Source organism: Acidovorax sp. 107 (genome assembly GCF_003058055.1).
Classification (GTDB): domain Bacteria; phylum Pseudomonadota; class Gammaproteobacteria; order Burkholderiales; family Burkholderiaceae_C; genus Acidovorax.
In genome coordinates this window covers 4817435-4835537 of sequence record NZ_QBTZ01000001.1, presented here as the reverse complement: position 1 = coordinate 4835537, position 18103 = coordinate 4817435, and the positions used below count along the sequence as shown (strand labels likewise).

General features: G+C 67.3%; 10 protein-coding genes. 5 read left to right on the top strand and 5 right to left on the bottom strand.

The window, feature by feature from the left end; all coding sequences use genetic code 11:
• Positions 1-223: 223 nt before the first annotated feature.
• From C8C99_RS22520 to C8C99_RS22505, 4 genes are all read left to right on the top strand, one after another.
• Positions 224-2353 carry a TonB-dependent siderophore receptor gene (locus C8C99_RS22520; RefSeq protein ID WP_056639918.1) on the top strand — a complete coding sequence of 710 codons (2130 nt, stop codon included), beginning with the start codon at positions 224-226 and terminating at the stop codon, positions 2351-2353.
• A gap of 103 nt (positions 2354-2456) precedes the next feature.
• Positions 2457-4658, top strand: a complete 2202-nt coding sequence (locus tag C8C99_RS22515; RefSeq protein WP_108626934.1) for a TonB-dependent siderophore receptor — start codon at positions 2457-2459, stop codon at positions 4656-4658.
• Positions 4659-5095: 437 nt separating this feature from the next.
• Positions 5096-6064: a porin gene (locus C8C99_RS22510; RefSeq protein ID WP_056639924.1), complete on the top strand. Its 969-nt coding sequence runs from the start codon at positions 5096-5098 to the stop codon at positions 6062-6064.
• A gap of 284 nt (positions 6065-6348) precedes the next feature.
• On the top strand, positions 6349-7071 hold the full coding sequence (locus C8C99_RS22505) for an SUMF1/EgtB/PvdO family nonheme iron enzyme (RefSeq protein ID WP_108626933.1): 723 nt from the start codon (positions 6349-6351) through the stop codon (positions 7069-7071).
• 29 nt (positions 7072-7100) lie between these two features.
• Here C8C99_RS22505 and C8C99_RS22500 read toward each other — a convergent pair whose 3' ends face one another.
• Together C8C99_RS22500 and C8C99_RS22495 are read right to left on the bottom strand one after the other, a co-directional pair.
• On the bottom strand, positions 7101-7874 hold the full coding sequence (locus C8C99_RS22500) for a hypothetical protein (protein ID WP_108626932.1): 774 nt from the start codon (positions 7872-7874) through the stop codon (positions 7101-7103).
• Between the two features lie 193 nt (positions 7875-8067).
• Complete coding sequence (locus C8C99_RS22495) at positions 8068-9504, bottom strand: NAD-dependent succinate-semialdehyde dehydrogenase (RefSeq protein WP_108626931.1); 1437 nt, start codon at positions 9502-9504, stop codon at positions 8068-8070.
• A gap of 88 nt (positions 9505-9592) precedes the next feature.
• Here C8C99_RS22495 and C8C99_RS22490 point away from each other — a divergent pair, with 88 nt between their 5' ends.
• Positions 9593-10765: a pyridoxal phosphate-dependent aminotransferase gene (locus C8C99_RS22490; protein WP_108626930.1), complete on the top strand. Its 1173-nt coding sequence runs from the start codon at positions 9593-9595 to the stop codon at positions 10763-10765.
• 857 nt (positions 10766-11622) lie between these two features.
• On the opposite strand, the gene C8C99_RS22480 is transcribed toward C8C99_RS22490, so the two are convergent.
• The 3 genes from C8C99_RS22480 to C8C99_RS22470 form a co-directional block, all read right to left on the bottom strand.
• Entirely contained in the window at positions 11623-13119 is a 1497-nt protein-coding gene (locus C8C99_RS22480) for an efflux transporter outer membrane subunit (protein WP_108626928.1), read from the bottom strand.
• A gap of 100 nt (positions 13120-13219) precedes the next feature.
• Complete coding sequence (locus tag C8C99_RS22475; protein ID WP_108626927.1) at positions 13220-16453, bottom strand: efflux RND transporter permease subunit; 3234 nt, start codon at positions 16451-16453, stop codon at positions 13220-13222.
• A 34-nt stretch (positions 16454-16487) separates the two neighbouring features.
• A complete protein-coding gene (locus C8C99_RS22470; RefSeq protein WP_108626926.1) occupies positions 16488-17750 on the bottom strand; it encodes an efflux RND transporter periplasmic adaptor subunit in 1263 nt (420 codons plus the stop codon).
• Positions 17751-18103: the final 353 nt, after the last annotated feature.

The window sequence follows — 18103 nt, the reverse complement described above, 5'->3', positions numbered from 1 at the left end:
CAGGGCCGCTCCGCTCGGTCGTGCCGAAGGCGCGCTGGCGCTGTGTAGTCGTGCGGCCCCCTGCCAAAGGGTCGAAGCGAAACCAGGGCATGCCGTGCGAGCGCCAGCCCGCAAGCGCTAGCACAAAGGCGCTAGGCAACAGCCCCCCGCGGCTTGATTTCAAAGCAAATCGCCTTCTAGCGCCTGATTCATATACCTCCATAGCTACCAAATACATAGCATCATGATCCACCCCAACTTCCTGCGCACCGCCGTGGCCCAGGCCGTGCTGTTCACCGCCTGGGGCTCGGCCCTGGCACAAACCAGTGAGGCGCCGGTTGCCGCCGACGCGTCCCCCTCCGCACCTTCCTTGCGCCAGGTCGATGTGGTGGACTCCACCGCAGGCGCAGCGGCCACCCCCGCGCGGCGCGCCCAGAGCAGTTCGCGCCTGGGCCTGTCGGTGCTGGAGACACCCCGCGCCGTGAGCGTGATCGACGGCGCGCTGCTGGAGCAGCAGATGGCGACCACCGAGCGCGACGTGCTGCGCAACGCCTCCGGCGTCTCGTCGCGCAGCGAGTACTACGGCTCGTACTCGCAGTTCGCCATCCGCGGGCTGTGGGCCAACAACACCTTCAACTTTCTGCGCGACGGCGCCAAGTTCGTCCACCTGCTGGACCCACCGCTGTTCAACATCGAACGTGTCGAGGTCATCAAGGGCCCTGCCGCGCTGGAGTTCGGCCAGGTGGCGCCGGGCGGCCTGGTCAACTACGTGAGCAAGCGGCCCCAGGCCGAGGCGCTGCGCAACGTGAAGGTCGGCGCGGGCAGCGACGGTTGGCGCCATGCTGAGTTCGACCTGACCGGCCCGCTCAACGCCGACGGCACGCTGCGCTACCGGCTCGACGGCAGTGCCAGCCGGGGCGGCAGCTTTGTGGACGGCAACACCCCGCGCAAGCAGGGCATCGCGGGCAGCCTGGAATGGCAGGTCACGCCCGACACCCTCTGGCGCGCGCAGGCCGAGTACCAGGGCATCGAAGGCACCTCCACCGTGGGCCTGGCCGTGCCCGACCCCAAGAACCCGCGCAGCGCCGACGCGCTGCCCGTGGGCACCTTCTACGGTGAGCCATGGCTGACCACCGACGGCCGCATGCGCTTTTACTCCACCGAGCTGCAGCACCGCTTCACCGACGCGCTGCAGGGCCGCGTGCACCTGTCGCGCAACGAGACCGACCGCAACGTGAACCTGCCCTCCCCCATCGGCCCCGTCACCAACGGCCGCGTGGCGCGCGGCTACTGGCTCGCGCCCGGGCAGGAATACACCTCCGACACCGCGCTGGCCGAACTGCGCGCGCAGGTACAGACCGGCCCGGTGCGGCACACCCTGCTGGCCGGCCTGGACTGGCGCACCATCCAAGGGGTCTACGGTGCGCGCGCCACCGGCAACTTGGGTGCGGTCGACCTCTACAACCCGGTCACCGGCCTGGTGCCGCCCGCCGCCTCCACCGGCGTGGCCCGGCTGTCCTCGGACACGCGCAACACGGGTGTGTACGTGCAGGACCGCCTGGTGCTGGGCGACTTCGGCCTGTTGCTGGGCCTGCGGCATGACCGCTTTAAGGACGCCTACACCACGCCCGTCACCGACCTGAGCAAGACCCAGCCCAGCGCCGCACTCAGCTGGGAGCCGCGCCCCGGCAGCATGCTGTACGCCAGCCACGCGCGCTCGTTCCAGGCCAACACCGGCACGCTGCTGTGGGGCGACCGCGCCGCGCCGCCGTCCGAGGGCAAGCAGTTTGAAGTGGGCTGGAAGCAGGAATGGCTGGACAAACGCCTGATGACCACTGTGTCCGCCTTCGACCTGGAGCTGACCAACGCGCCCGCCACCGACCCGCAGCACGCGGGCTACTCGGTGCTGACCGCGCGCCAGCGCATCAAGGGCGTGGAGCTGGAGCTGCAGGGCCGTATCACCCCCCGCTGGACGGTGACGGCGCAGGCCAGCTTCCACGACCCCAAGGTGCTCGCCGACACCGCCGCCGGCGCGAACGTGGGCAACCGCGTCGCGCTGGCCACGCGCCGCACCGCATCGCTGTGGACGCAGTACCGCCTGCCCCAGCTGCCCGGCCTGTGGATCGGCGGCGGCCTGGTGCACCAGGGCGACAAGTTCACCGCCAACGACAACCAATGGCGCCTGCCGGGCTACACGGTCGTCGACCTGGCCATGGGCTATCAGTTCGCGGGCGGCATGCGCTTGCAGGCCAACCTGAAGAACGCCGGCAACCGCCGCTACTACCTGGACGCCACCACCACCGCTGCCGGCTTCGGCGCGGTGGTGCCCGGTCAGCCACGCACGGTGCAGGTATCGCTGGACTACACGTTCTGACCGCCGCCCGCCATCCGCCACCAGGCCGGGCCCCGGGCACTGAACCACCCCGCGCCCGGCGTCCTCGCCCTGCCCATTTCTTGAACCATCGGAGAACAGCACCATGACACCCGGCATCACTGCCTGCCGCACCGCTATCGCCCACGCGGCCTTGCTCGCCCTGTGCGGCGGCGCTCACGCGCAGCAGGCCGCGCCTGCAGGCACCCCGGCCCCCGCGGCGACCGCAGCCGTTGCACCTTCCGCAGAAAAGACCCTCGCCCCGGTCACCGTGAGCGGGGGCAGCGGGCAGGAAAACCCGACCGCCCCGGTCACCGGCTTCGTGGCCCAACGCGCACTGTCGGCCACCAAGACCGACACGCCGCTCATCGAAACCCCCCAGGCCATCAGCGTGATCACGCGCGACCAGATGGACGCCCAGGGCGTGCAAACGCTGCGGCAGGTGACGGCGTACACCGCGGGCGCGGTGTCCAACTACTTTGACAGCCGCGTGGACAGCTTTGCCTCGCGCGGCGGCACCGTGTCGCAATACCAGGACGGCCTGCTGCGCACCTACGGTACCTACAACACCAGCCGGCCAGACCCGTACACGCTGGAGCGCGTGGAGTTTCTGCGCGGCCCCACGTCCGTGCTGTACGGCCAGGGCAGCGTGGGCGGCGTGCTCAACCTCACCAGCAAACGCCCGCAGACCGACACCCTGCGCGAGGTACAGGTGCAGCTGGGGAACAACGCGCGCAAACAAATTGCGGCCGACCTGACAGGCGCGCTTGACCAGGACGGCCAGTGGCTCTATCGCCTGGTGGCCGTGGGCCGCGACAGCGGCACGCAGGTGGACCATGTGGACGACAACCGCGTGGTGTTTGCCCCATCGCTCACCTGGAAGCCCAATGCCGACACGTCGCTCACGCTGCAGGCGCTGCACCAGAAGGACCAAAGCGGCTCGCTCATCGGCTTCTTCCCGTGGCAAGGCACGCAACTGCCCAGCCAGTACGGCCAGATTCCGCGCAACACCTTCATCAGCGAGCCGGGCTGGGATGCGTATGACACCAACAACAACTCGTGGGGCTACTTGTTCAGTCACCGTTTGAACAGCGACTGGACGGTGCGCCAGAACCTGCGCCGCACCGTGAGCGAGGTGGACTACCGCACCATCTACACCAGCTTCACGGCCAACGCCGCCACGGGCCGCCCTGCGCGCCCCGTGTTCAACAGCGACAACCGCACGCTGGTGCGCGACGCGGTGTGGAACCTCAACACCGGGCGCATGCTGCTCGTCGATACGCAGCTCGAAGGCAAGCTGCAGGCGGGCAGCACCGCGCATACGCTGCTGGCCGGCCTGGACGTCCAGCGCAACCACACCGGCCAGCAGGCCTGGCGCGCGGTGGCGTCGTCCATCGATGTGTACAACCCGGTGTACGGCAACTTCACGCCGCCCACGGCGGCACAGCTGGTGCGCCAGCCCAGCGTGGTGCAAAAGCAGCTGGGTTTCTACGCGCAAGACCAGATCCAATGGGGCCGCTGGACGGCCACGCTGGGCCTGCGCCATGACAGCGCCCAGACCGACACCGAAGGCCGCCCCGCCGCTGCCGTGGACGACAAGGCCTGGACCAAACGCGCGGGCGTCACCTACCAGATGGACGGCGGCTGGGCTCCGTATGCGGGCTATTCCGAATCCTTCCAGCCCCTGGGTGGGGTCGATGCGTACGGCACTGCCTACAAACCACAGCGCGGCGAGCAATGGGAGGCGGGTGTGAAGTGGCAGCCCCCGGGCCAGGGCATCAGTGCGTTTGCCGCCGTGTACACCCTGCGCGAGAAGAACCGCAAGACCACCGACCCCAGCAACCCGCTCAACAGCCTGCAGATCGGCGAGGTAAAGGTCAACGGCTTCGAGGCCGAAGTGCAGGCCAGCCTGGCGCGCCAGTGGGACTTCACGGTGGGCTACGCCTTCACCGACGCAAAAATCAGCCGCAGCAACGCAGGCGACCAGGGCCAGCCCGTGGCCAGCGTGCCCCGGCACACCGCATCGGCCTGGCTGAGCCACCGCTTTGCAGCCCAGGGCCGTGGCGGCTGGGTGGTGGGCGCGGGCGTGCGCTACACCGGCTCGCAGTGGAGCGGCACCAGCGCCATCACCACCCCGGCGGCCACCCTGGCCGATGCCATGGTGGCGTACGACGCGGGCGACTGGCGCGTGGCCTTCAACGTGGTGAACCTGACCGACAAGGTGCACATCACCCAATGCCTGGCACGCGGGGACTGCTTCTACGGACAGGCGCGCACCTACACGCTGACCTCGACGTACCGGTTCTAGGGGCCCGTTGACGATCCCTCAAGGGGTCGTCGCCCACTCCACAAACCCAACCAGCCGCCCTGCAGCGCTCGCAGTCCTAGCAGCGCCTGCCCGCCGGCAGCAGCCTGGGCGCTGCGGCACGCCGATGGAAGCCCGCAGGGGGCTTGCACCGCATTCGCGACCTTGGCTGGGGCGCTGGGCTACGCCCTCGGTCGGTTCTGGCGTGCCTTACCAGAACCATGTTGCGCCGCAACGACATTTGGATGACAAAAAGGTGTTTACCCCGCTGGCGGCCAATCACGGCGGCCAGTAGCATCCCCCTCCGTTGCAAAGTGCAACGATCACATCACCACAGGCATCAAACTTGCTTGTAGCGGCGGCCCAAAGGCATCACCCCTGTGCGTTTTTGGCCGGTGATTATTTGTCATCAAACAAAATTTGATTTAAGGAACTCGCGAATGAAAACATTGAACCGCTGCGCCCTCGCCGCGCTGGCCCTGGTGGGAACGTCTGCAGCCTTTGCACAGAGCAGCGTCACCCTGTACGGCCGGGTCAACACCAGCTTCGAACACCAAAAAGATGGCGATGTCTCCAAGACCGGCCTGTTCAACAACTCCTCGCGCTTCGGCTTCAAGGGCCAGGAAGACCTGGGCGGCGGCCTGATGGCGGGTTTCCAGCTGGAAAGCGGCTTTGACTCCAGCTCCGGCGCTTCCGACTCGCGCGGCATTTTTGCCCGCCAAAGCGAAGTGAACCTGTCCGGCGGCTTCGGCATGGTGCGTCTGGGCAACTTCACGTCCGAGTCGTACTACGCAACGGCCGACTTCATCAGCAACCACAACCACGACACCGGCTCGTCGGCTGACGCTCTGTACGCCTACCCCGCCCGTGACGTGAACAAGATCGCTTACCGCACCCCCAGCCTGGGCGGCGCAACGTTCGAAGCCGGCTGGGCCCAGCACGAGCAGCCCAGCGGCACTGGCGGCAAGAACAGCATGGACCTGGCTGCCAACTACGAAATCGGCAAGCTGGGCCTGGGCGCTGGTTACTCCAAGCTGGGCGACCAGAACCAGTTCGCCGTGCGCGCTTCGTACTCCACAGGCCCCTTCGTGATGGGCGCCTACGTGCAACGCGACAAGAACGTATTCATCGCCAACGGCGGCAACCGCACCAACCTGCGCCTGTCGGCCGCCTACATCATGGGCGTGTCCGAGTTCCACGTGAACGTGGGCCGTGCCGGCAAGTACTCCAACGTGGCCGATAGCGCCGCTACCCAATACACGCTGGGCTACAACTACAACCTGAGCAAGCGCACCAAGATCTACACGTACTACACCCGCATCAACAACAGCCAGGCAGCCACCTACGGCGTGTCGGCTCCGGGTAACGACTTCAGCTCCTTCGCCGTGGGCGTGCGCCACAACTTCTGATAGCGCCCCACACGCTGCTGCCCTGACTGGTGGGAGGGCAGACACACAGCCAATTACCCCGCACTCCTTTTCTGGGGAGTGCGGGGTTTTTTATGCCTGCTACCGGCTGGAAAAGGCACACAGCCCTTGGGCGGGCGCAGCGCCGACCACCCAACCCGGCGCCCCCACAGGGTCGTTCAGCCACGGCAAACCCAGCCCGCCCACAGGCTTTTGTAGCGGCAGATACTCTGCGCCACACTGGCCGGGCAATGGCTGCCTGGCCTTGAAACGGGAAACACAGGACCATGCCAACACCGCGCCACGCAGCCATCGCCACCCTGGCGATCTGGTCCCTGGCCGCATCTGCCCAGACCCCAGCACCCGTGGTGCTGGACGACCTGCGCGGCCTGCGCATCGACAAGACCGAAGTCACCATCGCCCAGTTTGCGCGCTACGCGCGAGCCACCGGCACCGCCACCCGTGCCGAGCGCGAAGGCGGCGGTTTTGAATACATGGGCGGCTGGCAGCGCCGCGCCGGCTGGACCTGGCAGCGCCCCGACGGCTCACCGCCCGACACCGACCAGTTGCCCGCCGTGCACCTCACCCACGCCGAGGCCCAGGCCTACTGCCAATGGGCAGGCGGCCGCCTGCCCACCGCCGACGAGTGGCGCACCGCCGGCTTTACCGAGCTGCGCAGCCAACCGCCCGCCCCCTGGGCGCGTGGCACCACCTACCCCTGGACAACGGGCCAGAGCCCGCAGGGCGCCAACACCAGCGACCCCGACCACTGGGCCCGCGCCGCGCCCGTCAATGCCACAGCGGCCGGGGTGAACGGCCTGCACGACATGGGCGCCAATGTGTGGGAATGGGCGGCCGATGCGCGTGGCGAAGAGCGGCGCACGATGGGCGGGTCCTGGTGGTATCCCGCGTCGCAAATGCACGCGGATGTCGAGGCCTGGAAGCCTGCAGACTTCTATGCGGTGTACATCGGCTTTCGCTGCGTGTACGACCCGGTGAAACAGCGCTGAGGGGCAGGCCCGCAGTGCCCAGCGGTACGTCAGTGCCCGCCGAACGTCGCCACCTGCCGCAGCCCGCCCGTCAGGCCCCAGAGCGAAACGCACCAGCCGTCACACCCCTCCGACACCACAAGGCCCGGCAGATCGTTGCCGTCGATGTCCACGTAGCTGTCGGGCTTGCCGGGCACCTCGCCCATGTAGGCATAGCCGCTACTGCCACGCACAAAAACATGGTGCCGCTGGGCTCCGTAAAAAGCGTCAGGGTCGCGCACCACCCTGCCAGGCACCACCACGGTGGTGCGTGCGCCCTCGGTCTGCTGAACCGTGCGTGCCGCACCCCATTGGAGCTGGCGGCGCAGCGCGCCAAACCGGCGGTCGTCCGACTGCACGAACGACTGCAGCGCGCCCAGCTGCTCGGCGTCTGGTTTTGCAACCAGCCACTGGGGCGTGCGCGGCGGCGTGAGGGCGAAGAGCCGGTACTGCCGGGTGTCTGATTGCGGCACGGGCCCTTGCACGGTCATGCCTGCAGCGTAGGGTTCTTCCTGGCCGGCAGACTTCTGCGGCAGCTCCGCCTTGCACTGGTAGCGGGTGCCTGCCTGCAGCGCAAACACTGGGGCACTGGTATGGCAGTGCCGCACCAGTTGCTGCAAGTTTGCGGGGTTCTCAAAGTGCGCCCACACCGGGCCATCGTCGGGCGACAGCCAGGCAAAGAACAGCCCGGGACGCTGGCTGGAGCTCTCCTTCTCCTCGCCCGCCCAGGCGAGTGGCACGCAGGCCAGCGCAACGATGAGGGCAAGGCATTGCCGGGGCAGCATGAGCGGGGCACTCCTGAATTGGGGGGGGGTGACGCTGGGTAACTGCCACCTGTGGTGGCCGCAGATCTTCAACGCCACGCCATTGTGCCGCCTCGTGCAGTCTTCAAAAAGCAAAAAGGCCCCCGGTGCCCATGGCACCGGGGGCCTGTGACTAACGCGCTCAGAACCTGTCCAGAAAGCGCGATGGTCACACTCACACGTTCATGATCGACACCAGGCGCGTGTTCATATGCGCCTCGATGGCCTCGGGGCCACCCTCGGAGCCGTAGCCCGAATCCTTCAGGCCGCCAAAGGGCAGCTCGGCCGCAGGGGCTGCGGCCTGGTTGATCCAGAGCATGCCCACTTCCAGGCGCTGGGCCAGAAGGTGCGCGTTTTTCAGCGACGAGGTGAACGCATAGCCCGCCAGACCAAACGGCAGGCGGTTGGCTTCGGCAATGGCGTCTTCAATCTTCTCAAACCCGCGAATCGCCGCCACGGGGCCAAAGGGCTCTTCGTTCACGATGCGGGCCGACAGGGGCACGTCGTTCAGAACGGTGGGCTGGAAGAAGTTGCCTTCGTTGCCGATGCGCTCGCCACCTGTAAGCACCTTGGCGCCCTGCTGCACCGCGTCGGCCAGCAAGTCGGCCATGGCGGTGATGCGGCGCGGGTTGGCCAGCGGCCCCATCTGCGTGCCAGCCGTGAGGCCGTCACCCACCTTCAGGCCCTGAGCGTACTTGGCAAACGCGGCCGCAAAGTCGGCACGGATGCTTTCATGCACCAGGTAGCGCGTGGGCGAGATGCAGACCTGGCCCGCATTGCGGAACTTGGCGCCGCTGCCGATCTTGATGGCCAGTTCCAGGTCGGCATCTTCCGCGACGATGACCGGTGCGTGGCCGCCCAGTTCCATCGTCACGCGCTTCATGTGCTTGCCCGCCAGCGCGGCCAGCTGCTTGCCCACGGGTGTAGAGCCCGTGAACGTGACCTTGCGGATGATGGGGTGCGGAATCAGGTAGTTGGAGATTTCCGCCGGGTCGCCATAGACCAGGCCCACGGTGCCTGCAGGCACGCCCGCATCGGCAAACGCGCGGATCAGCTCGGCGGGGCTGGCCGGGGTTTCTTCAGGTGCCTTGACCAGGATGGAGCAGCCCGCCCCGAGCGCGGCGGCGAGCTTGCGCACCACCTGGTTGATGGGAAAGTTCCACGGCGTGAAGGCCGCCACGGGGCCCACGGGGTCCTTCAGCACCATCTGCGTGGCCTTGAGGTTGCGAGACGGCACGATGCGGCCGTACACACGCAGCGACTCGTCGGCAAACCATTCGATGATGTCGGCCGATGCCATGGTCTCGACCTTGGCCTCTGCCAGGGGCTTGCCCTGCTCTTGCACCATGATGGCGGCTATGGATTCGGCGCGCTCGCGCATCAGGGCGGCAGCGCGGCGCATGGTCTTGGCGCGCTCGGCGGCGGGCATGTCGCGCCAGGCTTCAAAGCCCTTTTGTGCGGCGTCCAGCGCACGGTCCAGGTCCACTTTGGTGGCGTGGGCCACACGGCCAATTTCTTTGCCCGTGGAGGGGTTGAACACGGCAAGGGTCTTGCCTTCGGCGGCGTCTTGCCACTGGCCTGCGATGAAGAGCTGGGTGTTGGGATAGGTCATGAGCGTTGGTTGGTCAGCCAATGTGGTGAAAAAATCAAAAAAACGACTATACGCCTGCGATGATGGCTGTGTATTTCAAGGAGATTGCATGCGAGAAGTAGTCCAAAGCCTCGAAGAGTCGCGCATCCGCGAAGTGGCCAACGAAGGCCTGGGGCGCAGCGATGTGCTGAAGTTCTGGTTTGGCGAGAGCGACGAGGTGACGCCCGATTTCATCCGCGAGGCGGCTATTGCTTCGCTGCAAAAGGGCGAGACTTTTTACGCCCACAACCTGGGCCTGCCCGAGCTGCGCCACGCGATTGCGGGCTACATGCACGGCCTGCACCCCCAGCAACACACCGATGCATGGTTTGACCGCATCGCCGTCACATCGGGCGGCGTGAACGGGCTGATGGTGGCCGTGCAGGCACTGGTGGACGCAGGCGACGAAGTGGTGCTAGTCACGCCCGTGTGGCCCAACCTGGTGGCGCAGCCGCGCATTCTGGGCGCGCAGGTGCGCACCGTGCCGCTGGTGGCCAACGCACAGGGCGCTTGGCGCCTGGACATGGACGCGCTACTGGCCGCCATCACGCCCGGCACGCGCCTGCTGGTGGTGAACGCGCCTAACAACCCCACAGGCTGGACGCTGACGCGCGAGGAACAAGCCACCATCCTGGCGCACTGCCGCCGCACGGGTACCTGGATTTTGGCGGACGAGGTGTATGAGCGGCTGTACTACGCGGGTGACACGGCCAACGGCGCGGCACCCAGCTTTCTGGACGTGGCTGAGCCCGAGGACCGGCTGATCGTGACGCACAGCTTTTCCAAGAGTTTTTTGATGACCGGCTGGCGCCTTGGGTGGCTGGTGCTGCCGCCGTCGCTGACGCATGCCGTCGGCAAGCTGATCGAGTTCAACACCTCGTGTGCGCCGGTGTTTGTGCAGCGCGGGGCGACGGTGGCGCTACAGCGCACGGATGAGGTGACGCCTGCGCTGGTGGCGCATCTGAAGACCTGCCGGGACACGCTGGTGCCGCTGCTGGCCGATGTGCCGGGGGTGTCCGTAGCCACGCCGCGTGGGGGGATGTATGCGTTTTTCCGCATCGACGGGCATGACGATTGCCTGACGCTGGCCAAGCGGCTGGTGCGGGAGGCGGGGTTGGGGTTGGCGCCGGGCAGTGCGTTTGGGGGCGAGGCGTCGGGGTGGTTGCGGTGGTGTTTTGCGAGCCGGGATGTGGGGAGATTGGAGGAAGGGGTGGGGAGGTTGAGGGGGTGGTTGAAGGGGTGATTTGCTGCTTTTTGAGCCTTTTGGGCCGCAGGCGCTAGTGGGATATGCGCTGGTAGCTATTGATTTTGTAGTGCTTTCTTGTGGGTGCTGAGTTGGCCGCATGCCTGGATTGAGGGCGGAGGCCGGGAGTCGCCCGGCGTGCGAGTCCCTTTCTTTCGCGTCGCCGAAAGAAAGGAACCAAAGAAAGGGCGACCCCACTGTCTGCGTCCCCTGCGCTTCGCTACGGGGCAACCTGCGGTGCTCGGGTTTGGCGGGGTCTCGCTCGAGCTCGCTGCGCTCAGACAATCGCGAGCCCTGATCCGCCAAACCCTGCGCTCCTCGGCGCATCCAGAGGGGCAAAGGAAGCAGAACAGCCACACGGGCCTTTGCTTCGCTCGGCCCAGTTTGCCAAGCGCGCGGCGCTTGCGCCCGCAAGACGAAGCCGAGCGCAGCGATGGCCCGAATGGATGTTGGCTGTTCGGCTGTTCGGCTGTCCCACCCCTGCTGGCTGCGCCTGCGGCGGGGCGGTTGCGGGGTGAGCATGGGCGTCGGAGCGCCCATGCCTCGTGAACTGACTCGCCGCAGTTGTTTGAACGGAGCGCCGCAGGCGCGCAGTGAGTTCTGCGGCGCACCCTGCAACCGCCCCGACGCAGGTTTGCCCCTTCGCACCGCGAAGGGGTCGCAGACTGGGGGTCGCCTTTCTTTTGGGTACTTTTCTTTGGCGAAGCAAAGAAAAGTACCTCGCCCGCCGGGGCGACTCCCGGCCTCCGCCCTTAACAAAGGCACGCCCCCCAACCAGAGCACGCAACCAAACACTACAAAATCAATAGCTACCAGCGCATATCCCGCTAGCGCAAGCAGCCAAATTCGCGAAAAAACTACTGCGACACAGCAGCCATCTTCACCGCAGGCTGATCCCCCCACCCTCCCCCAAGCGCCCGAATCAACCCCACCGTCGCCACATACTGCGCCGTCCGCACCTGCAACGCCTGCCGCCGATTGCGCAACTCGCTGCGCCGCGCGTCCAACAACTCCAGCTGGCTCACCAGCCCATTGCGATACCGCACATCCGACAACTGCGTCGCCCGCCGCGCGGCCGTCACCGCCCGCCCCTGCGCCTCGGCCTGGCCGGACAACAGACGCAGCGAGGTCAGCTGATCCTCCACGTCACGAAACGCGTTGAGCACCTGCCCCCGGTGGTCTGCCAGCGCAGCCTCCAGGCGCGCCTTCGCGCCCTCGATCTGCGCATCGCGCTGGCCGCCGTCAAAGATCGGCAGCGACAGCAGCGCACTCACGCCCCAGGCACGCGCGGACCACTTGAACAGATCGCCCAGCTCGGGCGACGCATGCCCCGCATTGCCGGTGAGCGTGACGGCCGGGAACCACGCCTTCTGCGCCACGCCCACGCGCGCTTGCGCGGCCAGCACGGAAGTTTGTGCGGCAGACACATCGGGTCGGCGCGCCAGCACCGTTCCGGGCACACCGGGGGGAATCACCGGCAACGCAGCATCGCCCGTCGCGGGCGGCAGCACAAAGCCGCTGGCCACCTCGCCCGCCAGCAAAGCGAGCGCATTGGTGAGCAGGGCCTGCTGGCGCTGCAAGGCCAGCGCGTCGGACTCGGTAGCGGCTACCTCGGTCTGAACACGGGCTACGTCCAGCTCAGCCACGTCGCCCGCTTGCAGGCGGCGCTGCGTCAGGCGCAGGGTGTCCTGGTAAGCGGCCAGGTTCTCTTGCACCAGCACCTGCTCGGCCTGCACGGCGCGCAGCTGCAGGTATGTTTGCGCCACATCGGCCTGCACCATCAGGCGCGTGCTTTGCAGCAGGGCTTCGCGCGCGTCGGCGTCCAGCCGTGCGGCGTCACTGGTCTGCGACAGGCGGCCAAACAGGTCCAGTTCGTACGAGGCGTTGAGCCCCCCCGTGCCCAGCGTGGCGGGCGCTGCGCTACCGGTGGTGGCAGCGCCTGCCTGGCGCGTCACTCCCGCCGATGCGCCCACTTGCACCGAGCGTGCGGCGTCGGCAGAGCGCAGCAGCGTGCGCGCCTCGGCCAATCGTGCTGCGGCCTGCTGGATGCTGGTGTTGGCTTGGCCCGCACGCTGCACCAGGTCGGCCAGCACCGGGTCTTGAAAGCCCAGCCACCACTCGCCGCGCGGCTGCGCCTCGGCGGGAGCGGCCACCGTCCAGGGGGCCGTGGGCAGCGCGTCGCCCCCTGCCGTGAAGCTGGCGGGCACGGGCACCCCCGCATGCGGCGCGGGGGCCACGGGCTGGGTCATGCAACCGGCCAGCACCAGGGCGGCGGCCAGGGGCGCCAGCAGGCTGCGCTTGCGCACTGCGAGGGCTCCGTCGGTGGAGTTCTTTGTCAAAAGCAAATCGGTCATAGTTGTTCTCCTGCCCCAGCCGCTGCACCCGCTGCATTCGGCAGCGCGGAGTGCTTGGCGGGGGCTACAAAGATGTTTGTTGTCACCGTGGTCAGAAGCATCACTCGTGCTCCTTGCGCGGCGCGGCCAGCACAGGGTGGGCGGTGCCACCGGTGCCCTGGTTGTGCGAGATGGGCGCCACATGCGCGCCATGCTCCACCAGAGGGCGGTTGCCAGCCAGCTTGCGCAGCAGCACATAGAACACGGGCGTGAGGAACAGGCCAAAGGCCGTCACCCCAATCATCCCGGCGAACACCGCCACACCCATGGCGCTGCGCATTTCGGCGCCCGCGCCGGTGGACAGCACCAGGGGCAAAACGCCCATCACAAACGCCAGCGAGGTCATCAGGATGGGGCGCAGACGCAGGCGGCTGGCCTCGATGGCGGCCTGCACAGGGGTGCGCCCGGCAAACTCCAGCTCGCGCGCAAACTCCACGATCAGGATGGCGTTCTTGGCCGACAGCCCCACCAGCACGATGAGCCCGATCTGCGTGAACACGTTGTTGTCACCCTTGGTGAGCCACACCCCGGTCATCGCGGCCAGGATGCCCATGGGCACGATCAGGATGATGGCGATGGGCAGCGTCAGGCTTTCGTACTGCGCGGCCAGAACCAGGAACACCAGCAGGATGGCCAGCGGGAACACCAGCACGGCAGAGTTGCCGGCCAGGATCTCCTGGTAGGTCAGCTCGGTCCACTCGAAGGTGATGCCCTGGGGCAGCGTCTCCTTGGCGATGCGTTCGATGGCCGCCTGGGCCTGGCCCGATGAATAGCCGGGCGCGGGGCCGCCGTTCACGTCGGCCGCGAGATACCCGTTGTAGCGCATGGCGCGCTCGGGGCCGAAGCTCGGCTCCATCTTCATCAGGGCCGACAGGGGCACCATCTCGCCGGTGGCAGAGCGCACCTTGAGCAGGCCCACATCTTCCGCCCGCGCCCGGTAGGCTGCATCGGCCTGCACGCGCACGCTGTAGGTGCGGCCAAACTGGTTGAAGTCGTTGGCGTACAGGCTGCCCAGGTAGATCTGCAGCGTGTCGAAGATATCGGTCACAGGCACACCCAGCTGGCGCGCCTTGGTGCGGTCGATGTTGGCGTACAGCTGCGGCACGTTGACCTGCCAGCTCGTGAACAAGCCCGCCAGTTCGGGCGTCTGGTAGGCCTTGCCCATGAAGGCTTTCACGGCGTTGTCCATGGCTTCGTAGCCCAGCGAGGCGCGGTCTTCGATCTGCAGCTTGAAGCCGCCCGTGGTGCCCAGGCCCGCCACTGGGGGTGGCGGGAACATGGCGATGAACGCATCCTGGATGCTGCCGAAGGCCTGGTTCAGCTGGCCTGCCACGGCGCCGCCGCTCTGGTCGGCGCGGGTGCGCTCGGCAAAGGGCTTGAGCGTGGCGAACACGATGCCGGAGTTGGAGCTGTTGGTGAAGCCGTTGATAGACAGGCCGGGGAAGGCGATCGCGTCTTCGACGTTCGGGTTCTCCTTCATGATCTCGCCCATGCGACGGATCACGTTATCGGTGCGGTCCAGCGTAGCGCCGTCGGGCAGCTGGGCAAAGCCGATCAGGTACTGCTTGTCCTGCGCGGGCACGAAGCCGCCGGGCACGATCTTGAACAGGCCCACGGTGGCGCCCACCAGTGCGAGGTAGATCACGAACATCAGCGCCTTGCGGCCGATGACGCGCTTGACGCCACCGCTATACGCTTCAGAGCCGCGATGGAACAGGCGGTTGAAGCCACGGAACAGGCCGCCAAACACCTTGTCCATGCCGCGCGTGAGCGCGTCCTTGGGCTCGTCGTGGCCCTTGAGCAGCAGCGCGCTCAGCGCCGGCGACAGCGTCAGCGAGTTGATGGCTGAGATCACGGTGGAGATCGCGATCGTCACCGCGAACTGGCGGTAGAACTGGCCCGTGAGTCCACTGATGAAGGCCAGCGGCACGAACACCGCCACCAGCACCAGCGCGATGGCGATGATGGGGCCGGACACTTCACGCATGGCGCGGTAGGTGGCCTCGCGCGGGGTCAGGCCCGCCTCGATGTTGCGCTCCACGTTTTCCACCACCACGATAGCGTCGTCCACCACGATGCCGATGGCCAGCACCAGGCCGAACAGCGAGAGCGCGTTGATCGAGAAGCCCAGCAGGTGCAGCACCGCGAACGTGCCCACCACCGACACCGGCACCGCCAGTAGCGGGATGATGGAGGCGCGCCAGGTCTGCAGGAACAGGATCACCACCAGCACCACGAGGGCGATGGCTTCGAGCAGCGTGTGGATCACGGACTGGATGGACGCACGCACGAACTGGGTGGGGTCGTACGCAATGCGGTACTCCACGCCTTCGGGCATGTTCTTCTGGATCTCGTCCATGGTCTTGCGCACGTTGGCTGAGATGTCGAGCGCGTTGGAGCCCGGGGCCTGGAACACGCCCATGCCCACGGCCGGATCGTTGTTGAGCAGCGAGCGCAGCGAGTAGTCGGCCGCGCCCAGTTCCAGGCGGGCGACGTCGCGCAGGCGCGTCACGGCGCCATCGGCACCGGTCTTCACGATGATGTCGCCGAACTCCTCTTCGGTCTGCAGGCGGCCCTGCGCGTTGATGGACAGTTGCAGGTCCACGCCGGGCAGGCCGGGCGATGCCCCCACCACGCCGGCGGCCGCCTGCACGTTCTGGCCACGGATGGCGGCCACCACGTCGCTGGCCGACAGGCCGCGCTGCGCGACCTTCTGCGGGTCGAGCCATGCACGCATGGAGTAGTCGCCACCGCCGAAGACCTGCACCTGGCCCACGCCGCCGATGCGGGCGAGGCGGTCCTTCACGTTGAGCACCGCGTAGTTGCGCAGGTAGTCGATGTCGTAGCGGTTGTTGGGCGAGACCAGGTGGACCACCATGGTCAGGTCCGGCGCGCTCTTGACGGTGGTGACGCCCAGGCGGCGCACTTCCTCGGGCAGGCGCGGCTCGGCCTGCGAGACGCGGTTCTGCACCAGCTGCTGGGCCTTGTCGGGGTCGGTGCCCAGGGCAAAGGTCACCGTCAGCGTCATCACGCCGTCCGTGGTGGCCTGGCTGCCCATGTAGAGCATGCCTTCCACGCCGTTGATGGATTCCTCCAGCGGCGTGGCCACGGTCTCGGCGATCACCTTGGGGTTGGCGCCGGGGTACTGGGCGCGCACCACCACGGAGGGCGGCGCGACTTCAGGGTATTCGGAGATGGGCAGACCGCGCAATGCGATGAGCCCCCCGAGGAAGATGAGCACCGACAGCACCCCGGCGAAGATGGGGCGGTCGATGAAAAAGCGGGACAGGTTCATGGATGCAAATTCCTTGCGTCGCTGGTTCGCACGCTCAGGCGGCGGGCGACTTGCTGTTGTTCTTGGCTTCCTTGCGATCACCCGCAATCTCGGCCTTGGCGGTCATGGGCACAGACTGGGGCGCGACCACGGCACCGGGGCGCACGCGTTGCAAGCCATTGACGACGATGTTCTCGCCCGCCTTCAGGCCCGAGGTGACCACGCGCAGACCGTCAATCGGCGCGCCCAGGGTGACCTCGCGGTACTCGGCCTTGTTGCCCTCGCCCACCACCATCACGAACTTCTTGTTCTGGTCGGTGCCCACGGCACGCTCGTTGATCAGCAGCGCCTGCGTGTTGCGGGCCTGGCCCATGCGGATGCGGGCGAACTGGCCGGGGATAAGCGAGCCGTCTTCGTTGTCGAACACGGCGCGCACGCGCACGGTGCCGCTCTTGGCATCGACCTGGTTGTCGATGAGCTGCAGGCGCCCGGTGTACGGCGTGCCGCCCGTGGTGCCCGTGCCCATCTGCACAGGGATGCGCTCGATCAGCTGGCGCGCGCTGTGGCCCTTGGAGCCGCTTTGCAGGTCTGCCAGCGCCTTCACCACGATCTGCTCGTCGGTGTCAAAGCTCGCATAGATCGGGCTCACGGACACCAGCGTGGTCAGCACCGGGGCGCCCGCACCGGCCGCCACGAGGTTGCCCACCGTGACTTCAATGCGACCCACACGGCCCGCCACGGGGGCACGCACCTGGGTGTACGAAAGGTTCAGCTTCGCGGTCTGCAGCGCAGCCTGGGCCGCACGCAGGTTGGCATCGGCCTCGCGCTGGGCGTTCAGGCGTTCGTCATGCTCGCGCTGGGCAATGGCTTTTTCGTCGAGCAGGCGCGTGGCGCGCTCCAGCTCGCTGCGGGTGTACGACACGCGGGCCTGCGCGGCCACCACCTGGGCTTCGGCGCGGTCCACTTCGGCGGCGTAGGGGGCGGGGTCCACCGTGACCAGCAGGTCGCCCTGCTTGACCAGCGAGCCTTCGCGGAAGTGCACGGCCTGCACCGCGCCCGAGACGCGGGGGCGCACATCCACGCGCTGCACGGCTTCCAACCGGCCGGAAAATTCGTCCCACAGGGCGATGTCTTTTTGCAGCACGGCAGCCACCGACACCGGCATGGCGGGCGGTGCAGCGGGGGCGCTATCTGCCTGCGCCACGGGTGCCTGGAACACCAGAACGGCAGCCGCCACGGTGGCCGTCACGGCCGTGGCAAGGGTGGCCAGACCCAGGGGGCGGCGCTGGGAGAACTTGGAGAAGGATGGGAAGTTCATGGTCACTTTCGATCAGTAGGTGTGCCCTTGTGAAGCACGCTGTGAAATGGGTCTGCCGTGCGCTGGCGCCTGTGGGCTGCGCTTGGCAGGGGTCAATGCAAAGGGGGCGGAACGCAGTCTCGGCAATGACACGGTGGAAAGGTCAATACCCCGGCGACAAACACCGGGGCGGCCTGCGGGTCATCGTCAAAAGACGGTACGGCCGGGTGCGCTGTGACAGCGGCCGCAGGCCAGCGAGATCAGGGGTGCATGCATGGTGTGTTCTTTCCTCCGTATCGTTTGAATGGTTAGCGCGGGCTCCAGGACGTGCAGACCGGACAACGCCGGGCAAGCGTTTCCCCTCCGGCACGCCA

Bases quoted from the DNA above. Each gene is read 5' to 3' on its own strand.
- C8C99_RS22515 (WP_108626934.1), top strand. From the start codon at position 2,457: ATGACACCCGGCATCACTGCCTGCCGCACCGCTATCGCCCACGCGGCC.
- C8C99_RS22470 (WP_108626926.1), bottom strand. From the start codon at position 17,750: ATGAACTTCCCATCCTTCTCCAAGTTCTCCCAGCGCCGCCCCCTGGGT.
- C8C99_RS22520 (WP_056639918.1), top strand. From the start codon at position 224: ATGATCCACCCCAACTTCCTGCGCACCGCCGTGGCCCAGGCCGTGCTG.
- C8C99_RS22510 (WP_056639924.1), top strand. From the start codon at position 5,096: ATGAAAACATTGAACCGCTGCGCCCTCGCCGCGCTGGCCCTGGTGGGA.
- C8C99_RS22495 (WP_108626931.1), bottom strand. From the start codon at position 9,504: ATGACCTATCCCAACACCCAGCTCTTCATCGCAGGCCAGTGGCAAGAC.
- C8C99_RS22490 (WP_108626930.1), top strand. From the start codon at position 9,593: ATGCGAGAAGTAGTCCAAAGCCTCGAAGAGTCGCGCATCCGCGAAGTG.
- C8C99_RS22480 (WP_108626928.1), bottom strand. From the start codon at position 13,119: ATGACCGATTTGCTTTTGACAAAGAACTCCACCGACGGAGCCCTCGCA.
- C8C99_RS22500 (WP_108626932.1), bottom strand. From the start codon at position 7,874: ATGCTGCCCCGGCAATGCCTTGCCCTCATCGTTGCGCTGGCCTGCGTG.
- C8C99_RS22475 (WP_108626927.1), bottom strand. From the start codon at position 16,453: ATGAACCTGTCCCGCTTTTTCATCGACCGCCCCATCTTCGCCGGGGTG.
- C8C99_RS22505 (WP_108626933.1), top strand. From the start codon at position 6,349: ATGCCAACACCGCGCCACGCAGCCATCGCCACCCTGGCGATCTGGTCC.